Below are 15,631 nucleotides of genomic sequence, written 5' to 3'. Positions count from 1 at the left end.
GGAGGCAGGGAATGACCATTCATGATGCCAGCAAGAATAAAAAGAAGGACGTCAAAAAGCGGGACGACGATTCCGTCAGAAAACTGACCACCGGGGAAGTCGCCTTAGCCAGAACGGTATTCGGTAACCGGATCGATTACGAGAAGGTGAAAATTCATCATGGCAGCTATCTGCCGTTTAATGCGCAGGATGCGAATACGGCAATGACGCCTAATGGTGAAATCTACTTCATCAATCAGTACCGGGATGATTTTTCACAATCGCTGTATTCGCTTCAGCATATGTTTATTCACGAAATGAGCCATGTCTGGCAGCGTGAAAAAGGGATGAATGTTATTGGACGAGGTCTGGTGAGCTGGTTTGTCAGTTATCGCTATACGCTTGATGGTCGCCTGCTGAGTGACTATCCGATGGAGCAGCAGGCACAGATTATTGCCGATAATTTTGTTTTGCAGACATTTGGTTATGAAATCTGGTGGCACCTTGAAAATAAAAAGTACCCCGACATTACGCTTGATGGCGACATTTCTGAGGCGGCAATACGTGAAGGGTATAAAAATTCTCTGAGAGGTTTTCCGTGGTGAGTGTGAACCATTTTCGAAAAATTATCTTTATCGTTGCATTAGGCATGTCGTCGGTAGCCCTGACTGGTTGCCCGGGCCCTGGCGACAGAATGAGTCTGGATGAAACTGCGCTGGTGAGCAGAAAAGGTAATGACGTTTGCATGAGTATTAATGATGCGCGAGATTATCAGCCTGCAGACATGGGTATCAATCTTCGGGGTACGCCGCCTAAAGAGAAAGAATTCAACTTCTCACCAGATCTTAAGATTGTTGATGGTGCATTGTGCATTCCACCGTCTTACTACCATTTCATGGATGGTAATAAATACATTGTTGAATTCGTGCTTCATTCAGCAAACAACAAAGATGAACCCCGGAATTTTGTTGTCGGAATAGGCGTTAATGATACCCAGGTATATAACTTTCCTTTGACCGACCGCGAAATTTCAAGGTCTTATGGCTCTATTGACGTTTCTGAATAGTGCCCCGGTAGAACGCCATGAAGGTTTTTATCTTTTTAACTTTAGTGGTGGCGGGAGTGCTGTTTCTTCCGGATACGTGTTCTTACACATTCGTTAAGCGCTTTATCCCCATTAGCGGCGACGGCGAATACGGCATGAATAATTTTGAAATGACCGCTTTGCTGATGAAAACTCTCGCCTGCGCCCTCGGGGCTGGAGCCGTAATCACGCTTTTTCGTACTCGCTGAGTACCCCTGATTAAACCTGTTACTTGCCCGTCGGCAAGAAAGTCATGGACTGCAGGTTATCCCATGGAGTCAAAATCATGAGTCTGACAGATACGCTTAAGAACACCCTGTCTGCGCTAACAGAAGGCGGGCTGAACCGCTACCGTCTGGATATTCCGTCCTGCACAGCTTCACTGGATGTGGAAGAGTTTAACGGTAAGGAGTTCATGAGTGAGCTTTACCACTACGACATCATCTTTACCAGCAGCGATCAGAATATCAGTTCAGCACAACTGTTGACCAAACCTGCCACGCTGACCATGGGAACCGGGCCTCTGATGGGGCTGACCGGGCAGAAAGTGGTGCATGGTGTGGTGACGCATTTTAAGCGTATCAGTGGCTCACGTGACCAGGCGACGTACCAGATTATTATTGAGCCGTTCCTGTCTTTGCTGCGCAAGCAATTCCGCACCCACCGGTTTTTTGTCAATAAATCGGTACCTGAAGTCGTCGCCGAAGTATTGCAGGAGCATGGCCTGAAAGGCTGGGAGTATGAGTTCACTCTCAAAGCCGACTATCCGAAGCGTGAGCAGATTAACCAGTACAAGGAAAATGACCTTGCGTTCATTGAGCGTTTGCTGGCTGAAGTGGGGATTTTCTACTTCTTCACTCTGCAACCTGACACCCAGACTGAAGTGGTACATTTCGCAGACAAGCAGAGCGCATGGACGTTCGGTAAGTCTCTGCCGCTCAGCAGTCCATCGGGAATGAGTGACAATGCAGCGGATTCGGTATGGGGGGTTAACGTCCGACAGAACGTGGTTGAGCGTAATGTTACCGCCAGTGATTACAATCACCGTGAAGCCCAGAATGTCCTGGCCTCTGTACCGGCGGACATGACCCGGGGCGACGGTGACGGTGTTACCTATGGTGAGGTCTATCACTACCTGCCGCGTCATCTTGAACGTGGCGACAAAATCACACCTTCAGCAGAAACCGGCAACTTCTGGGCTCGCCTTGAACACGAGCGTTTTCTGTCAGGACAGACGACTATAAGCGGCTGCGCTAATGATGCGCTGCTTTCTCCGGCCCAGGTGTTGACCATCAGTGAAAGTGTGGTAACACCGACACTGCCATCAGAAACGGACAACGGTATTATCATTACCCGCACGGGCTATATCGCCAGCCGTAAAGATGCCCTGATCGTGATGTGGGAAGGGATGCCGTATTACGAGAACCGTTGCTGGCGTCCAGCCGCGAAAAAACGCCCGGTGGTCAGCGGCACGCTGATGGCGCGTGTGACCAGCGCCAAGGATAACGACATCTACGCCTGGCAGGATGCATCGGGCATGTACCGGGTGAAGTTCGATGCCGACCGCGATGATAAGCGCCAGGGCATGGAAAGTATGCCGGTGCGCTTTGCCAAGCCTTACGGGGGGGACAAATACGGCTTCCACTTCCCGCTGATACAGGGCACTGAAGTCGCCATTGCATTCCACGAAGGCGATCCTGATCGTCCGTATATTGCCCATGCTATGCACGACTCCCGCCACGTTGACCACGTTACTGAGGCCAACAGCACGCGCAATGTGGTCAGGACCGCGGGTCTGAATAAACTGCGGATGGAGGATAAACGCGGCGAAGAGCACGTTAAGCTCAGCACGGAGTATGGTGGCAAAACCCAACTCAATTTAGGCCACAACGTCAATGCTTCCCGCGAACCACGCGGTGAAGGTGCTGAGCTGCGTACTGACCGACATGTTTCTATCCGGGGTGGTGCCGGGGTGTTTATCACAGCAGATAAACAGCCGTTTGCCGGGGACAAGATGCTTTCCATGCAGGAGGCGATTGCCCAACTGGAGAATGCACTGAGTATTGCCCGAAGCATGTCAGACGCAGCTGAAACTGCGCAGGCGCTACCCGCTGATATTCAGAGCCAGGTGAAGTTGACTGATGCCCTCAAAGATCTCGCGCAGCCAGGGATGGTGTTAAATGCACCTGAAGGGGTAAGCATTACCAGTCCGCAGGCAGTGCGTATGGCCTCGGGAAGCGCCAGCGTCGGGATTATGTCACAACAAAACACTGACATCAGTGCACTTAAGCGCTTTACCGTGGCAGCGGGTGAAGCCGTGAGTATGCTGGCCCGTAAGGCCGGGATGAAACTCTTTGCGGCTAAGGGAAAAGTAGAAATCCAGGCTCAGGACGATGCGCTTGATGCGATAGCCAAAAAGGATGTGACCGTAACCAGCACGGAAGGGCGAGTTGAAATCACGGCGGCGAAAGATGTCGTGCTGAAAAATCTGGATGGGTCGTTCATCCAGCTTCAGGGTAAGAATATTATTCTGGGCTGTGAAGGTAATATCCTGTGGAAATGTGCCAATGCGCAGAAAATGGGCAGTGTAAGCATGAGTAGTGTTATGCCCCAGTTTCCGTCTGGATATAGTGGGAAATTTACGGCATCGTCTGATGCAGGTATTCCAGTTGCAGCTGCGGCATACATGTTGACATCAAGTAATGGGCAGAAATTATTTGGTAAAACAGACGAGAACGGTGAAACAGTCCCAGTTTACTCATCAAACCCGAATGAGCCTTTTGAACTTGAAATGATTCAAAATGATTATTGGTACGATAGTGAGAATATTGTGGATAGAGTACATTGTTCATCATTTTCAGATATGTCATTCCAGGATGATGGTTGTCAATGCAGTGATTGTGAGGGAAATAAAAGTGCGTGATATGACTTTTAAGTTTAAATCTTTGTTATGCATGTTGCTGGCTCCATTTTTTACTTTTGCAAGTGGCACATGGAATGCTAAATCAGCACAAATGCAATGTGGCGCAGCTTTGGTAAAGGTCAGTGCTGAATGCCAGGTGAATCAAAAAAGCCCAATGGAGAATATTTGTAAAAATTACCATTTGGAAATAAAAAATGGCACAAATAACAAAAAGTTTTCTTTGCCGTACATCCCGAATAGCCAAAAAGTCCTACTGGAAGGACAGGGTTATTCCTTTAATGATGTAGTTAAGCCTGGTGATTGGGTCCCCTCCACAATGAAATGCTATGACAGTGAAAATATTGTGATCGGATACCATCTAGGCTTGGATGAAGAGGAGAGCGTAAAGGGTTCATTGTTGTCCTATATTGATGCCCCATTTATTGATCTTTCAGGTGACTTTATTACAGGTAACAAGCTTCCTGAGCTTAGATCTCGAGAGATGAAAAACCCGTACGACAATACAAATATAGACTTTATTAGCAATCGCTGAGGTATGGTATGTCTGATTTATATGAGTATTTAAATGCCAAGAAAGGAAAAGCATATTTTGATGATCAGATTAAGCCATTTTCGTTAATCTCACTCTATCCGGATATAGATACATCCCGAAAGCTAAGAGGTAACAGCCGTACAACAGGAGATGCTGATAAAGATGTTCAGGATGCTATTATAGATATGATAATTACCATAGCTGTCCGCTATGGATTAAGTTATAAAGAGATATCATATATATTATTAACAACTAAGGTCGAGTCCGGGTTTAACCCCGATGCGGCAGCAGGGACTACTAGTGCAGCTGGTTTAGCACAAGGAACAGTTGGTTTTATCAAAGATGCATTGACACAATCTGAAGACATTCTTGGTTTTCAACTAGATCTTCGTAATGAAGAAGTTTTTGACGCTGAAAAAGGATGTTATGCGGTAATTTATTCCTTTTTACTTAACAAATCGAAGGTGATGGAGAGTTACACATCAGATCAAAGTGAATACTGGGAATGGCTTTATTTACTGCATCATGATGGTGCCTATAGCTTAGGGAAATATCTTGATGGTACACGTGAGAAAAGTGCAGATGGCAAGAAGTGGGCGCTTTATATCACTAAGCATTTATCAGCTCTGGAAGGATTACTAAAAAATACTGAAGTTAATACTAAATTTAAACTGTCTACGGGAAATAATACAGCATTCAAGAACAAAAATTATATTGCTGCAATCTCTCCCTTTCCAAGTTCAATATGCCCAAATTTAGTGTCAGACTATGAGAAATCTCTGATTTTTATCAAAGGCGTGACTGATGCAAACGGGATGACTGAATCAGTCAATGCTATCGCAGGTTCAGAAATTGTGTTTACTATTCTTGCTGATAATTACAAAGAATTAGCTAAATCAATTAGTAAAAAAGAAACCGATGAAACGCATAAGACTCTAACTTATACCGTTGAGAAAGGTGACACCTTATCAGCAATAGCGAAGAAATATAGTGTATCAGTAGAGAAATTGGCAAGAATTAATAAGATTCATAACGTAAACATGTTACGCGTGGGTGCTAAATTGAAAATACCTGACGGTAATCAAAAACATGGGTATGTTAGCCGCTATGTTTCTGAACAAACCAAAAAGGAGATTCTCAAAAGTGTTGGAATTGAAAATGCTAATACTAAAGCAGCCATAGAGTATGCCAGAAGTCATATTGTGTTGCCTAAAGGAAGTCAGTCTGCAGACTCAGAAAAGAAAAGCAATGTAATTCATATAAAAACTACGACGACGGATAAGTCTGTTGTTGGTAGAAGTAAAAATGAACCAGAGAAGCATCAGACTACTTCCGAGGGGAATGTAAAGAAAATATCTGTAGTTAACGACTTTGAGCCGGTGGTGGATTTTTCTAAAGATATTCCTCATAGTTTGAAAAATCTGGTAACTAATCATTCCCTTGATATTATAAAAGAAATAATGAAATCGTCAGGGGTGCATAAAATCATGATAACTAGTACGTTACGTTCTGTTGAAAAACAAGTGAATGCTATGTACGGTAATATGCAAAGCAAGGGGATAGATTCACAGTTAGCATATTATGCTAAAGCTGGGAGAGAGGTCATTAAAGCGGCCATAGATGCCGGTGGGAATGATCATAGCAAAACAGCTGCAGTTAAAGCAGCTATGACAGAAAAAGTAATTCAACTTCAAAGTGAAGGAAGATTAGTATCACGTCACTGTGTTTCAGAAGAAATGTATGCTGAGAGAAATGTATTTGATATTAGTAAAAACCTATCAAGTAAGCGAAGTGTGTTATTAGCCTTTGATAAGGCTCTTACGGAATATGCTGCCAATAATGATGGTTTTAAATATATCAGCCCTTTTTTGCATAGCGGTGAGCCGGCGTTCCACGTGGAGATTGTACAATGAAAATATTTTTAGTGATTTTTCTGTTTATTTTCCCTTTTCTTTCAAATGCAAGTGCTTTTTCTTTAGAATCTGGATTATATCATCTCGAATGGGCATATGGACCTAATGACAATTATAAGACTATAGCTGGCATTGTTGGGAATATTGATGAGGTTGATGGGGTTTATTATTTAAAAAATAAAATTGATGACCAGTCCAACGATGAAATATATATTGCAATCAATAAGGGCTCTGGTGCTGTGTTCTTCAAGCATGAAGAAATTGAAGGTGGCCCAACTATTGGGTGGGCAAACATCCAATTGAATGATAATGTAATATTAATCGATGCTCCAACCACAAAAAATTTTTATGATAATACCGATGGTGATGGTGATCGTGACATAAAATATAAGGTGGGTGTTAAATTCTCTGGAAATAAGAAGGCTAAAAAAACATCTGAAATTGCGCCTATAGAAATTTTAAAAAATGATGTTTTCAAGATCGACTGTTCTGAATATTTTAAATCAAACGAAGAACATGGAGGTAAAGAGAAAAAAAACGATCCAATGGAAGACTATAGTAGTAGTGTTTTATTGAGTAATGATGGCTTGTGCAACTCCATTTTGAATAAGAATAATAAGGTTGAGGTGTTAAAAGGTTGGATGCTTTTCAAGAGAGTTAGCTAAATTAGCTATCTGGAAAGTATGCGCAACTCATTCTATATTGAGATGGGATAATGTTTAAGTTAGTGTCTTTCCTTGCTTTGTTTTTACCTGCCGTTGCATTCAGTAATGGCATCAAAATTAAAGATGGTTTGTATTATGGCTATTGGGTTTATAAAGATAAGGGAGTTTTAAAAGAATATGGGGTTTTGGCTAACAATCCAAGAAAAGATGCTGGTGAATATATTTTAAGTCCCGCCCCTGAACTTGCTGCCACTGATGAAATATACATTCAAGTAAAGAACAATGTACCTACCATATTCTTTTATCATGAAAACAGTGATGCCGATTTAAATGTTGTTGGTTGGGCGGATGCTAAGTTTTCAGGGGGTGAAATGATTGTTTCAGCAAACACCATTCGCTTTTTAAAAGGAGATTCGAAAGAACGATTTTCTGTTGGCGATAAATTTAATGGTAAGGTTGTTCGCCTTGATATTGGAGAGAAGGCACCGTTAGAAGAAGTCAATGATAAAGGTTTTAGTATTGACTGCAATCAATATTTAAAAGCTAATAATTACGCAGAAACGGGGCTTCCTGATGTTGAGGAGTCAGACCCATCGGGCAGGAAAAATATATTGGTCGGATACCCTGCTACAGTTTTCGCCGTCGGTGAGCTTGGTATTTGTTCTGCATTCCTCAATGATGATGTTGTTCCACAAATCAAAAAAGGGTGGATTCAGTTTCGTCTACTCAATTAAAACATTCAAACTAATTTGTTAGGTGTGATATGTCCAAAGGATTTGTTTTGCTCGGAGATAAAACCACTCACGGCGGTGAGGTTATATCTGCATCTTCGACCATGATTGTGAACGGAAAGAAAGTAGCTCTTGTTGGCGACGAAATTAATTGTCCTGTTGAAGGGCATGGTGTTAATGCCATTATCGAAGGATCACCGGAATGGGTTTCGGATGGTAAACAAGTTGTTGTGGATGGCTGCGAATGTGAATGTGGCTGCCATGTTATCTCCAGTGCGCCGGATTGTTCAGTAGGATAAGTTATGAGCTGGGAGCGTCAGAAAGCCACAATTGCTGCAGAACCTGATGAGCCTTCACTGGTCATCTGGCTGATTGCAGGCCTTGTTGCTGTTATTGCTGGAGTGTTGCTCTTTGTACTCCATGCCAATCAGTTTCTGGGTGAATTGCAAAAATTTAACCTCTGGATTGTTGCCGGAGGCCCTCTTTTTATCTGGTTCGTAACGATTTGTATTCGCGGCTGGATGTATAACCACGCAATGGACAGTCATCAGTTTGAATCCGATGAAGCAGATTATGCACAGCAGCAATGGACTTCCTGGGCCGGGCGTTATCTGGCGGTTCTGTATAGTCGGGTTATCCTGCCTGATGAACTGACGCCATCCACATTTCTGCTGGCCCCCAAAGATCTCGAACAGGGTAGCTCTCTTTCTCGGGGAATAGCGTTACCTGTTGGTGAGGATGCTTTCTCAGCATTGATTGGGGGCCTGGACATATCAGAATTACAGCGCTTATCTGACCTCCCTTTCCACGCAACCTTACTGACTGATTCTCACGATCCTGATGAGACATTGCAGAGAGAATTTTCAGCATGCTGGCTCCAGTTAGTTGGACAGGCGTATCCCGTACCATTACTGACGATTCTTAAAGACCGGTCCTTCGATTGGGTGGGCGAACGCATTAAAGCCCCGATTCTGGATGTTGAGCTTTTGTTGGTTCACCAGACTCAGGGAGGGAATGAGTACAGTGATTCGCTCTCGGCTTTAATGCTGACCTCTGATGATGTCGCAACGAAGTATCAGCTAAACCATCACGCTCGCCTGCTTCGGCCTATGTCGCTTGAATCAACCCAAAAGCTGAGTGAAGAGCTCGACACCTTTTTCTCAACCCAGTCGCAGGCTATTGCCGCGCGTGCAATTGTGGGCGACAGCATAGAATGGGGTGATGATTTTTCCACTCTTCTGGCCAGTGCAAAGCAATATGAAGGCAACTGGAAGCCCCCAACAGTGCCATTGGCTTGAGAAATATGCAGGACTCAGCGGCCCTTTCTCACCGTGGATTATGGCCGCCGTCGTCAGTGATATAACCATGCTCACAAAAGAAGATTGCCTGATGCTTTCGGGTAACAAAGAGCAGCGATTTGTAAATACCGTAACTACAGGGAATCTGATGAATGGCGAAGGATAACTCAGTGTGGCGTGGTAACTGGGGACGCATCAGTATTACTGCGCTGATTGCTGCCGCGATCGGATTAGCCATCTGGAAAAAGGGTGATGCGTTCGGACTGACCAGTAACGGCCTTAAGCTGCTGGTATTTGTGGCGGTGATAATCCTTCTGCTACTTGTCCGCCATGGCAAAACCATTAGCCTTGCGATTAAACAACAGTGGTCGCGTTTTCAGGCGAAGCGTAAAAGTGTCCTGCCTGCCGATGAAGGTCGCGTCAAGCAGACCGCGCCTCGCAATGTCACCGTTGATACCATCCGTGACGCCATGCGTAACCTCTACGGTCGGCGTTGGGGACGTAAAACACGCATCCTGCTGATAACCGGCACCGCCTCTGAGGTGGAACAGCTGACGCCAGGTCTTACAGCTCAGCTCTGGCAGGAAGACCGCGGTACACTGTTGCTGTGGGGCGGTGACCTCAATACGCCAGCAGACAGCGCCTGGCTGACCGCGCTGCGCAAACTGCGTCGCCGCCCTGTGGATGGTCTGGTGTGGGTCACCTCGGCCTTTGACCAACTGTCTGCGCCAGGGCTGGAGCCGCCGCTGCCGGTTCCGTCAGAAAGCACCATGGATTCCCTGTCTCATGCCATCAGTGCCCGTATGGAAACGCTTGGCTGGAAACTCCCTTTATACGTCTGGTCCCTGCACCCGAGCGCCGGTAAACCGGAAGGGCGCATTACGCAGGCGACCGGCTGTCTGCTGCCTGCCGGTTGTCGTACTGAAGGGCTGGCAGAGCAACTCTCCGCCCTGACGCCAGATCTGACCTCACAGGGTCTGCAGCAGACCTGCGGCGAGGTGAAGCATAATTTCCTGCTGCTGCTTGCCGACCTGCTCATTCGCGAACCGGAGAGCGTGACCGCGCCGCTGTCGGTAATGTTCAATCCGTACCGCCCGCTGCCGCTGGCCGGTGTGGTGTTCAGTCAGCCCTCTGCCGGTGCTGAACGTGCCGTGACGCACCACTGGGGCATGGATAAGCGCTGGGATATTCTGCCTGAGTCTGTACGCACGCTTCCTGCCGGACTCCGTCCGCGCAAGCCGGGCATTCCATGGCGTAAAGTGTTTGTGTCAGTCGCTGCCCTGGCGATGGTGGGCTGGGCTGTGTGGATGAGCATTGCCTATGTCACCAACCGCAGCCAGATTGACGGCGCGAATGCTCAGGCCGCACTTGCCGTCCGACAAAACCAGCCGCTGGCGCAGCGCCTGCATGCGTTGTCTGAACTGCAGAAAACGCTGGCCCGTCTGCAGTACCGTTCTGAGCATGGTGTGCCGTGGTACGAAAAGGCCGGGCTGAGCCAGAATAACGCCCTGCTGGCCGCACTCTGGCCACGCTATCAGGACAGCGCGTTGCCGCTGTTGCGGGATGCGGCTGCAGACCATCTGCAGAAGCAGGTCAGTGCCTTTAACGCGCTGCCTCCGGATAGCCCGCTGCGGGAGCAGATGGCAAAAACCACCTATGCCCAGCTAAAGCTCTACATGATGCTGGCGCGTCCGGAGCATATGGACGCCGCCTGGTTCAGTTCGGCACTGCTGCACGACTGGCCAAAACGTGATGGCGTGAAAGACGGTGTCTGGCAGGGCGTGGCACCGTCGCTGCTGTCGTTCTATGGCGCGCAGCTGGTTGCGCACCCGGAGTGGAAATTGCAGGCAGATGAGAGCATGATCAGCCAGGCGCGTTCCCTGCTGGTTCGCCTGATGGGCGTGCGTAACAGTGAATCTACCCTGTACCAGAATATGCTCTCTCAGGTGGCGCACCTGTATGTCGATATGCGCCTCGAAGACATGACCGGCGATACTGATGCATCCCGTCTGTTCAGCACCACCGAAATTGTACCGGGCATGTTTACCCGTCAGGCCTGGGAGCAGGCCGTGCAGCCGGCCATCGAAAAGGTGGTGAAGGCGCGCCGGGACGAACTCGACTGGGTGCTCACTGACAGCAAGCGCCAGGTGAATAAACAGGACGAGACCTCGCCGGAAGCGCTGAAAACGCGCCTGACTGAACGCTATTTCGCAGACTTTGGCGGGGCCTGGCTGGAATTCCTCAACAGCCTGCGCTGGAACCAGGCCGTGACGCTGTCAGATTCCATTGACCAGCTGACCCTGATGGCCGATGTGCGCCAGTCACCTCTGGTGGCGCTGATGAACACCCTGAATGTGCAGGGGCGCACCGGGCAGACTGGTGAGGCGATTTCAGACTCCCTGGTGAAATCAGCCAAAAATCTGCTGGGCGGTGATAACAAGGATGCCATTGACCAGAGCGCCGGCGTTCACGGTCCGCTGGATGCAACCTTTGGTCCGGTACTGGCACTGATGGATAAAAGCAATACCGGTGCGCAGGCGCTGAGCCTGCAGTCATACCTGACTCGCGTGACGCAGGTGCGTCTGCGCCTGCAGCAGGTCACCAATGCCGCTGATCCGCAGGCCATGACCCAGACCATTGCCCAGACGGTGTTCCAGGGCAAAGCCGTGGACCTGACTGAAACCCGTGACTACGGCAGCCTGATTGCCGCAGGCCTCGGTCAGGAGTGGAGCGGCTTTGGGCGTACGGTGTTTGTGAATCCGATGGAGCAGGCCTGGCAGCAGGTGCTGACCCCGGCGGCCGAGAGCCTCAATGCTCAGTGGCAGCAGGCGGTGGTGGCTGAATGGAACAGTGCCTTTGGTGGCCGCTATCCGTTTAACAATTCCAGCAGCGATGTTTCTCTGCCGCTGCTCGCCAAATACCTCAACGCGGATTCCGGGCGTATTGCTCGGTTCCTGCAGACCCGCCTCAAAGGTGTGCTGCACAAAGAGGGCAATCACTGGGTGCCGGACAGCATCAACTCGCAGGGGCTGGCGTTTAATCCGGCATTCCTCAACGCCATCAACACCCTGAGTCATATCTCGGATGTGGCCTTCACCGAAGGCAACGCCGGCATGAACTTCGAACTGCGCCCGGGTACTGCCGATGGCGTGATGCAGACCGACATGATTATCGACAGCCAGAAGCTGACCTACGTGAACCAGCTGCCGGCGTGGAAGCGCTTCACCTGGCCTGCAGACACTGAGGCTCCGGGTGCGAATCTGAGCTGGATAAGCACGCAGGCAGGCACCCGCCAGTACGCCGATATTCCCGGAGCCTGGGGCTGGATCCGCCTGCTCGATAAAGCCGCGGTCAGTGCTTACCCGGGTGTGGGCAGCAGTTACAGCCTGAGCTGGAAGGCACAGGATGGTCGCACGCTCAATTACACCCTGCGTACCGAAGCGGGAGAAGGCCCGCTGGTGCTGCTGAAGCTGCGCAATTTCCATCTGCCGGAAACCATCTTCAGCACCACCGGCATCGTGCCCTCAGACCCGGCGACAGATACGGCCAGTGACGACGGGGGGACGTACTGATGAGCACACTCAATGCCTTACTCAGTGCCTGCCAGACCGAACAGGCACCTCTGCTTGACGCCACCCGTGAGCGCGTGGCGCAGTGGGACAGCTGGCTGCAGCCGCTGTCCGGTTCATCGCCCGTTGGTGAGGATCCCGGCTATGACGATGACTTCCAGCAGATGCGTGAAGAGGTCAACAAACTCTCCGGCGCGGATACCGAGCTCATCTGTCGGCTGGCTGAGAAGCTGCTGACCACCACCGCCAAAGATATTCGCGTGGGGACGTACTACTGCTGGGCGAAGCTGCACCGCGAAGGTGAGCAGGGGCTGGTCGAAGGACTCGAACTGCTGGCTGGTCTGCTGGAGCGCTTTGGTGCACAGTTGCACCCGCAGCGTGACCGCAGCCGTAAGGCCGCACTGGAATGGCTGGCAGGATCGCGCATGACCGACTCGCTTTCCCTGTACCCGGAAGTGGTCAGGGAAGAGGCGATGCGTACCACCGGAGCGCTGCTGCTGATAGCCGGACTTACCGAAAATGAGCCGGATGAAACCCGTCCTGACCTCAATGCGCTGTACGGCGCGCTGGAAAGCCGTTTGCAGAAAGCGGGCGGCGTGGATGCGGTGGTACCGCAGAACGCCAGTACCAGCGAAACTCCGTCGTCTGCCAGCCACAGCGATGCCCCGACCATCGGGCGGATCACGTCCGGTCAGGATTTGCTGGCCCAGGCCCGGACGCTGACCGAATATTTGCGCGAGCAGCCAGATGGCTGGCTGTCAGCACACCATCTGATGAAGAGCCTGCGTCACGATACACTGCAGGCCATCCCGGCCCCGGATGCGCAGGGGCGTACACGCATCGAGCCGCCAAGGGCGGATCAGCGCGCGTTACTCAAACGCCTCTACCTGCAGCAGAACTGGGCTGAAATGCTGGAAACGGCCGACAGTACATTTTCGCGCGGTGCCAATCACCTGTGGCTGGATTTGCAGTGGTACATCCACCAGGCCCTGACGAAATCCGGTCAGGACACCCTGGCTGACATTATTGCTGCCGACCTGAAAGGGCTGCTGTCTCGTCTGTCCGGGCTCGAGACGCTGGCGTTCAGTGACGGCACGCCGTTTGCGGATGAAGTGACGCTGAACTGGATCCAGCAGAGCGTGCTGGACACCGCCGGCGGCTGGGGTGATGACACGCCATCCGCCCCGGTCACCTCTGGTCACGACGACATTCTGGCGCTGGAGCCGGAAGCCGTGGCACTGGCCGACAGTGAAGGTCCGGATGCCGCGCTTGGCTGGTTACAGACCCGGCCGGGCATGACCACCGATCGTCAGAAGTGGCTGCTGCGTCTGCTGATGGGCCGCATTGCCGAGCAGTACGGTAAAAATGACCTGGCGGTGCACCTGTTTGCAGAACTGGGTGAACGGGCCCGTGAAGTGACCCTCAGCAACTGGGAGCCTGAACTGCTGTTTGAGGTCCAGGCCCGCCATCTGAAACTCCTGCGCATGAAAGCCGGTCGCAGTGAGGCTGATAAGGTTCGCCTGAGTCCCTTCATGGAACAACTACTGGCAGGGTTGATTGCAATTGATCCTGTTCGGGCTACGGTACTGTGCGGATAGATTTCGGTTAAACGTTTGACAGTAAGGAGACATAATGTACAAAAAGTATCGTATAAACCTTAGTGAATCAGAGTTGATGATTAGCTCTCGTCGTGACTACTATAAAAGAAAAGGGGATGAGATTTTGGCAACTATGAAGCCGGAGTCTCCCACTAATGTGGTATCTCGTTTGTTTGATGGCAATAGTATTTTGGATGCCAGTCTTTTGACTGGTGCATGGTTTCCACCAGTGGAAGCAGATGTATTTATTTCACATTCTCACCGAGATGTGTATAAACTATTTGCTTTGCTGGTTGGTTATACGAACATTTTGGCCTTCGGGCATTTATTGATGCTTGTTTATGGGAGTATTCTGACGATCTTCTCCGGGAAATGGATAACAGGCATAACTTGCTTGATAGCGGCCACTATTCGTATAAAGGGAGGAATGTTTCAACAGCACACGCCCATGTTATGTTGATGTCATCATTGTTATCAATGATGGACCAAACAGAATGCTTAATTTTTATTGAAGGTGAGAATGCATTGAGCTGCGTTGAACCCGACTCAGAAAAGACCAGTTCACCTTGGATTTATACTGAGTTGATGGCATCTCGTTTGATTAAAGTAAATCCTCCAAAGCGTTTAAAAAATATATCCAGGAGTGATTCTGTTTATGCAATGGATGAGTCGGCAGGTTTGGAAGCTTTAAGTGTAGAGTATGATGTCAGTGACATTCTTCGAGGCGTCACCCGGTTAACACGGGCTGAACTTATGAATTGGCAACGCAAATGCTCAGTGCAGGGGCCATCTGCACTGAATGTATTGTACCAGGGTTGAAATAGATATGAATGAAGAACAAAAAACCGCACTGTATTTTATTCAGGATACAATTACTCGGTTAAGCCAAAAATCCTTTCTGGTCAAAGGATGGAGTGGTGGTATTTTAGGTTTGTCTATATCTTTTAATAAAGTAATTCAACCCTCTGTTGCTGTGGTTGAAGGGGTATGTTTCATTCTTGTTGTATTTTGGTTTTTGAATGCTCTCTATCTTCATAATGAGCGTTTGTTTCGAAAGCTTTATGACATTAAAATACAACCAGGCCTGGCTGATTATCTCAGTATTGATTTAAATGTTGTACGTGGAAATTACTGTCAAAACTTCCGTGCGTTCATTTGTGCTTTTTTATCTCGTACTGTTTTGCCATTTCATTTGGCCTTTTTGATTTGTACGTTGACATTCCTTCGTGTAGCCCAGTCTGTTTCTCCTTCCTGATGCCAACTGAATTATCTTTTATTATCGGTGTGTTTATTTGTGATTTATTGGTGTCAATAGATGTTATTATTTTGTTATGTAACT

General features: G+C 48.9%; 14 protein-coding genes and 1 pseudogene. All 15 read left to right on the top strand.

Going from position 1 to position 15,631, the window contains the following annotated elements; genetic code table 11:
- Nucleotides 1-11: 11 nt before the first annotated feature.
- The 15 genes and pseudogenes from OVA10_RS22745 (at nt 12) to OVA10_RS22675 (ending at nt 15,547) form a co-directional block, all read left to right on the top strand.
- A complete protein-coding gene (locus tag OVA10_RS22745; RefSeq protein ID WP_268196858.1) occupies nt 12-584 on the top strand; it encodes a type IV secretion protein Rhs in 573 nt (190 codons plus the stop codon).
- Between the two features lie 44 nt (nt 585-628).
- The gene (locus OVA10_RS22740) at nt 629-1,045 is read left to right on the top strand and encodes a putative T6SS immunity periplasmic lipoprotein (protein WP_375336647.1); all 417 of its coding nucleotides are present in this window, start codon (nt 629-631) and stop codon (nt 1,043-1,045) included.
- Between the two features lie 17 nt (nt 1,046-1,062).
- Nucleotides 1,063-1,272: a hypothetical protein gene (locus OVA10_RS22735; RefSeq protein ID WP_268196857.1), complete on the top strand. Its 210-nt coding sequence runs from the start codon at nt 1,063-1,065 to the stop codon at nt 1,270-1,272.
- Nucleotides 1,273-1,349: 77 nt separating this feature from the next.
- Nucleotides 1,350-3,986: a type VI secretion system Vgr family protein gene (locus OVA10_RS22730; RefSeq protein WP_268196856.1), complete on the top strand. Its 2,637-nt coding sequence runs from the start codon at nt 1,350-1,352 to the stop codon at nt 3,984-3,986.
- A 1-nt stretch (nt 3,987) separates the two neighbouring features.
- Complete coding sequence (locus OVA10_RS22725) at nt 3,988-4,518, top strand: hypothetical protein (protein ID WP_268196922.1); 531 nt, start codon at nt 3,988-3,990, stop codon at nt 4,516-4,518.
- 8 nt (nt 4,519-4,526) lie between these two features.
- Entirely contained in the window at nt 4,527-6,431 is a 1,905-nt protein-coding gene (locus OVA10_RS22720; protein WP_268196855.1) for a LysM peptidoglycan-binding domain-containing protein, read from the top strand.
- Entirely contained in the window at nt 6,428-7,096 is a 669-nt protein-coding gene (locus tag OVA10_RS22715) for a hypothetical protein (protein WP_268196854.1), read from the top strand. The genes OVA10_RS22720 and OVA10_RS22715 overlap by 4 nt, the downstream gene beginning before the upstream one ends.
- A 50-nt stretch (nt 7,097-7,146) precedes the next feature.
- Nucleotides 7,147-7,830, top strand: a complete 684-nt coding sequence (locus OVA10_RS22710) for a hypothetical protein (RefSeq protein ID WP_268196853.1) — start codon at nt 7,147-7,149, stop codon at nt 7,828-7,830.
- Nucleotides 7,831-7,859: 29 nt separating this feature from the next.
- The gene (locus OVA10_RS22705) at nt 7,860-8,126 is read left to right on the top strand and encodes a PAAR domain-containing protein (protein WP_268196852.1); all 267 of its coding nucleotides are present in this window, start codon (nt 7,860-7,862) and stop codon (nt 8,124-8,126) included.
- 3 nt (nt 8,127-8,129) lie between these two features.
- A pseudogene (locus tag OVA10_RS22700) lies at nt 8,130-9,291 on the top strand (hypothetical protein).
- Nucleotides 9,278-12,697, top strand: a complete 3,420-nt coding sequence (locus OVA10_RS22695; protein WP_268196851.1) for an ImcF-related family protein — start codon at nt 9,278-9,280, stop codon at nt 12,695-12,697. The pseudogene OVA10_RS22700 and the gene OVA10_RS22695 overlap by 14 nt, the downstream one beginning before the upstream one ends.
- Nucleotides 12,697-14,292, top strand: coding sequence for a type VI secretion system protein TssA (tssA, locus tag OVA10_RS22690; RefSeq protein WP_268196850.1), 1,596 nt, complete (start codon nt 12,697-12,699; stop codon nt 14,290-14,292). The genes OVA10_RS22695 and tssA overlap by 1 nt, the downstream gene beginning before the upstream one ends.
- Nucleotides 14,293-14,326: 34 nt before the next feature.
- Nucleotides 14,327-14,752, top strand: a complete 426-nt coding sequence (locus OVA10_RS22685; protein WP_268196849.1) for a hypothetical protein — start codon at nt 14,327-14,329, stop codon at nt 14,750-14,752.
- A complete protein-coding gene (locus tag OVA10_RS22680) occupies nt 14,752-15,111 on the top strand; it encodes a hypothetical protein (RefSeq protein WP_268196848.1) in 360 nt (119 codons plus the stop codon). Before OVA10_RS22685 ends, OVA10_RS22680 begins: the two co-directional genes overlap by 1 nt.
- Nucleotides 15,112-15,118: 7 nt before the next feature.
- Nucleotides 15,119-15,547, top strand: a complete 429-nt coding sequence (locus tag OVA10_RS22675) for a hypothetical protein (RefSeq protein WP_174339229.1) — start codon at nt 15,119-15,121, stop codon at nt 15,545-15,547.
- The last annotated feature ends 84 nt before the right edge of the window (nt 15,548-15,631 follow it).

This window comes from Lelliottia sp. SL45, from assembly GCF_026672535.1.
Lineage (GTDB): Bacteria > Pseudomonadota > Gammaproteobacteria > Enterobacterales > Enterobacteriaceae > Enterobacter > Enterobacter nimipressuralis.
The sequence above is the reverse complement of the archived record's forward strand: the minus strand, read 5'-3'. Positions and strand labels throughout refer to the sequence as shown.

Bases quoted from the DNA above. Each gene is read 5' to 3' on its own strand.
- OVA10_RS22745 (WP_268196858.1), top strand. From the start codon at position 12: ATGACCATTCATGATGCCAGCAAGAATAAAAAGAAGGACGTCAAAAAG.
- OVA10_RS22740 (WP_375336647.1), top strand. From the start codon at position 629: ATGTCGTCGGTAGCCCTGACTGGTTGCCCGGGCCCTGGCGACAGAATG.
- OVA10_RS22735 (WP_268196857.1), top strand. From the start codon at position 1,063: ATGAAGGTTTTTATCTTTTTAACTTTAGTGGTGGCGGGAGTGCTGTTT.
- OVA10_RS22730 (WP_268196856.1), top strand. From the start codon at position 1,350: ATGAGTCTGACAGATACGCTTAAGAACACCCTGTCTGCGCTAACAGAA.
- OVA10_RS22725 (WP_268196922.1), top strand. From the start codon at position 3,988: ATGACTTTTAAGTTTAAATCTTTGTTATGCATGTTGCTGGCTCCATTT.
- OVA10_RS22720 (WP_268196855.1), top strand. From the start codon at position 4,527: ATGTCTGATTTATATGAGTATTTAAATGCCAAGAAAGGAAAAGCATAT.
- OVA10_RS22715 (WP_268196854.1), top strand. From the start codon at position 6,428: ATGAAAATATTTTTAGTGATTTTTCTGTTTATTTTCCCTTTTCTTTCA.
- OVA10_RS22710 (WP_268196853.1), top strand. From the start codon at position 7,147: ATGTTTAAGTTAGTGTCTTTCCTTGCTTTGTTTTTACCTGCCGTTGCA.
- OVA10_RS22705 (WP_268196852.1), top strand. From the start codon at position 7,860: ATGTCCAAAGGATTTGTTTTGCTCGGAGATAAAACCACTCACGGCGGT.
- OVA10_RS22695 (WP_268196851.1), top strand. From the start codon at position 9,278: ATGGCGAAGGATAACTCAGTGTGGCGTGGTAACTGGGGACGCATCAGT.
- tssA (WP_268196850.1), top strand. From the start codon at position 12,697: ATGAGCACACTCAATGCCTTACTCAGTGCCTGCCAGACCGAACAGGCA.
- OVA10_RS22685 (WP_268196849.1), top strand. From the start codon at position 14,327: ATGTACAAAAAGTATCGTATAAACCTTAGTGAATCAGAGTTGATGATT.
- OVA10_RS22680 (WP_268196848.1), top strand. From the start codon at position 14,752: ATGTCATCATTGTTATCAATGATGGACCAAACAGAATGCTTAATTTTT.
- OVA10_RS22675 (WP_174339229.1), top strand. From the start codon at position 15,119: ATGAATGAAGAACAAAAAACCGCACTGTATTTTATTCAGGATACAATT.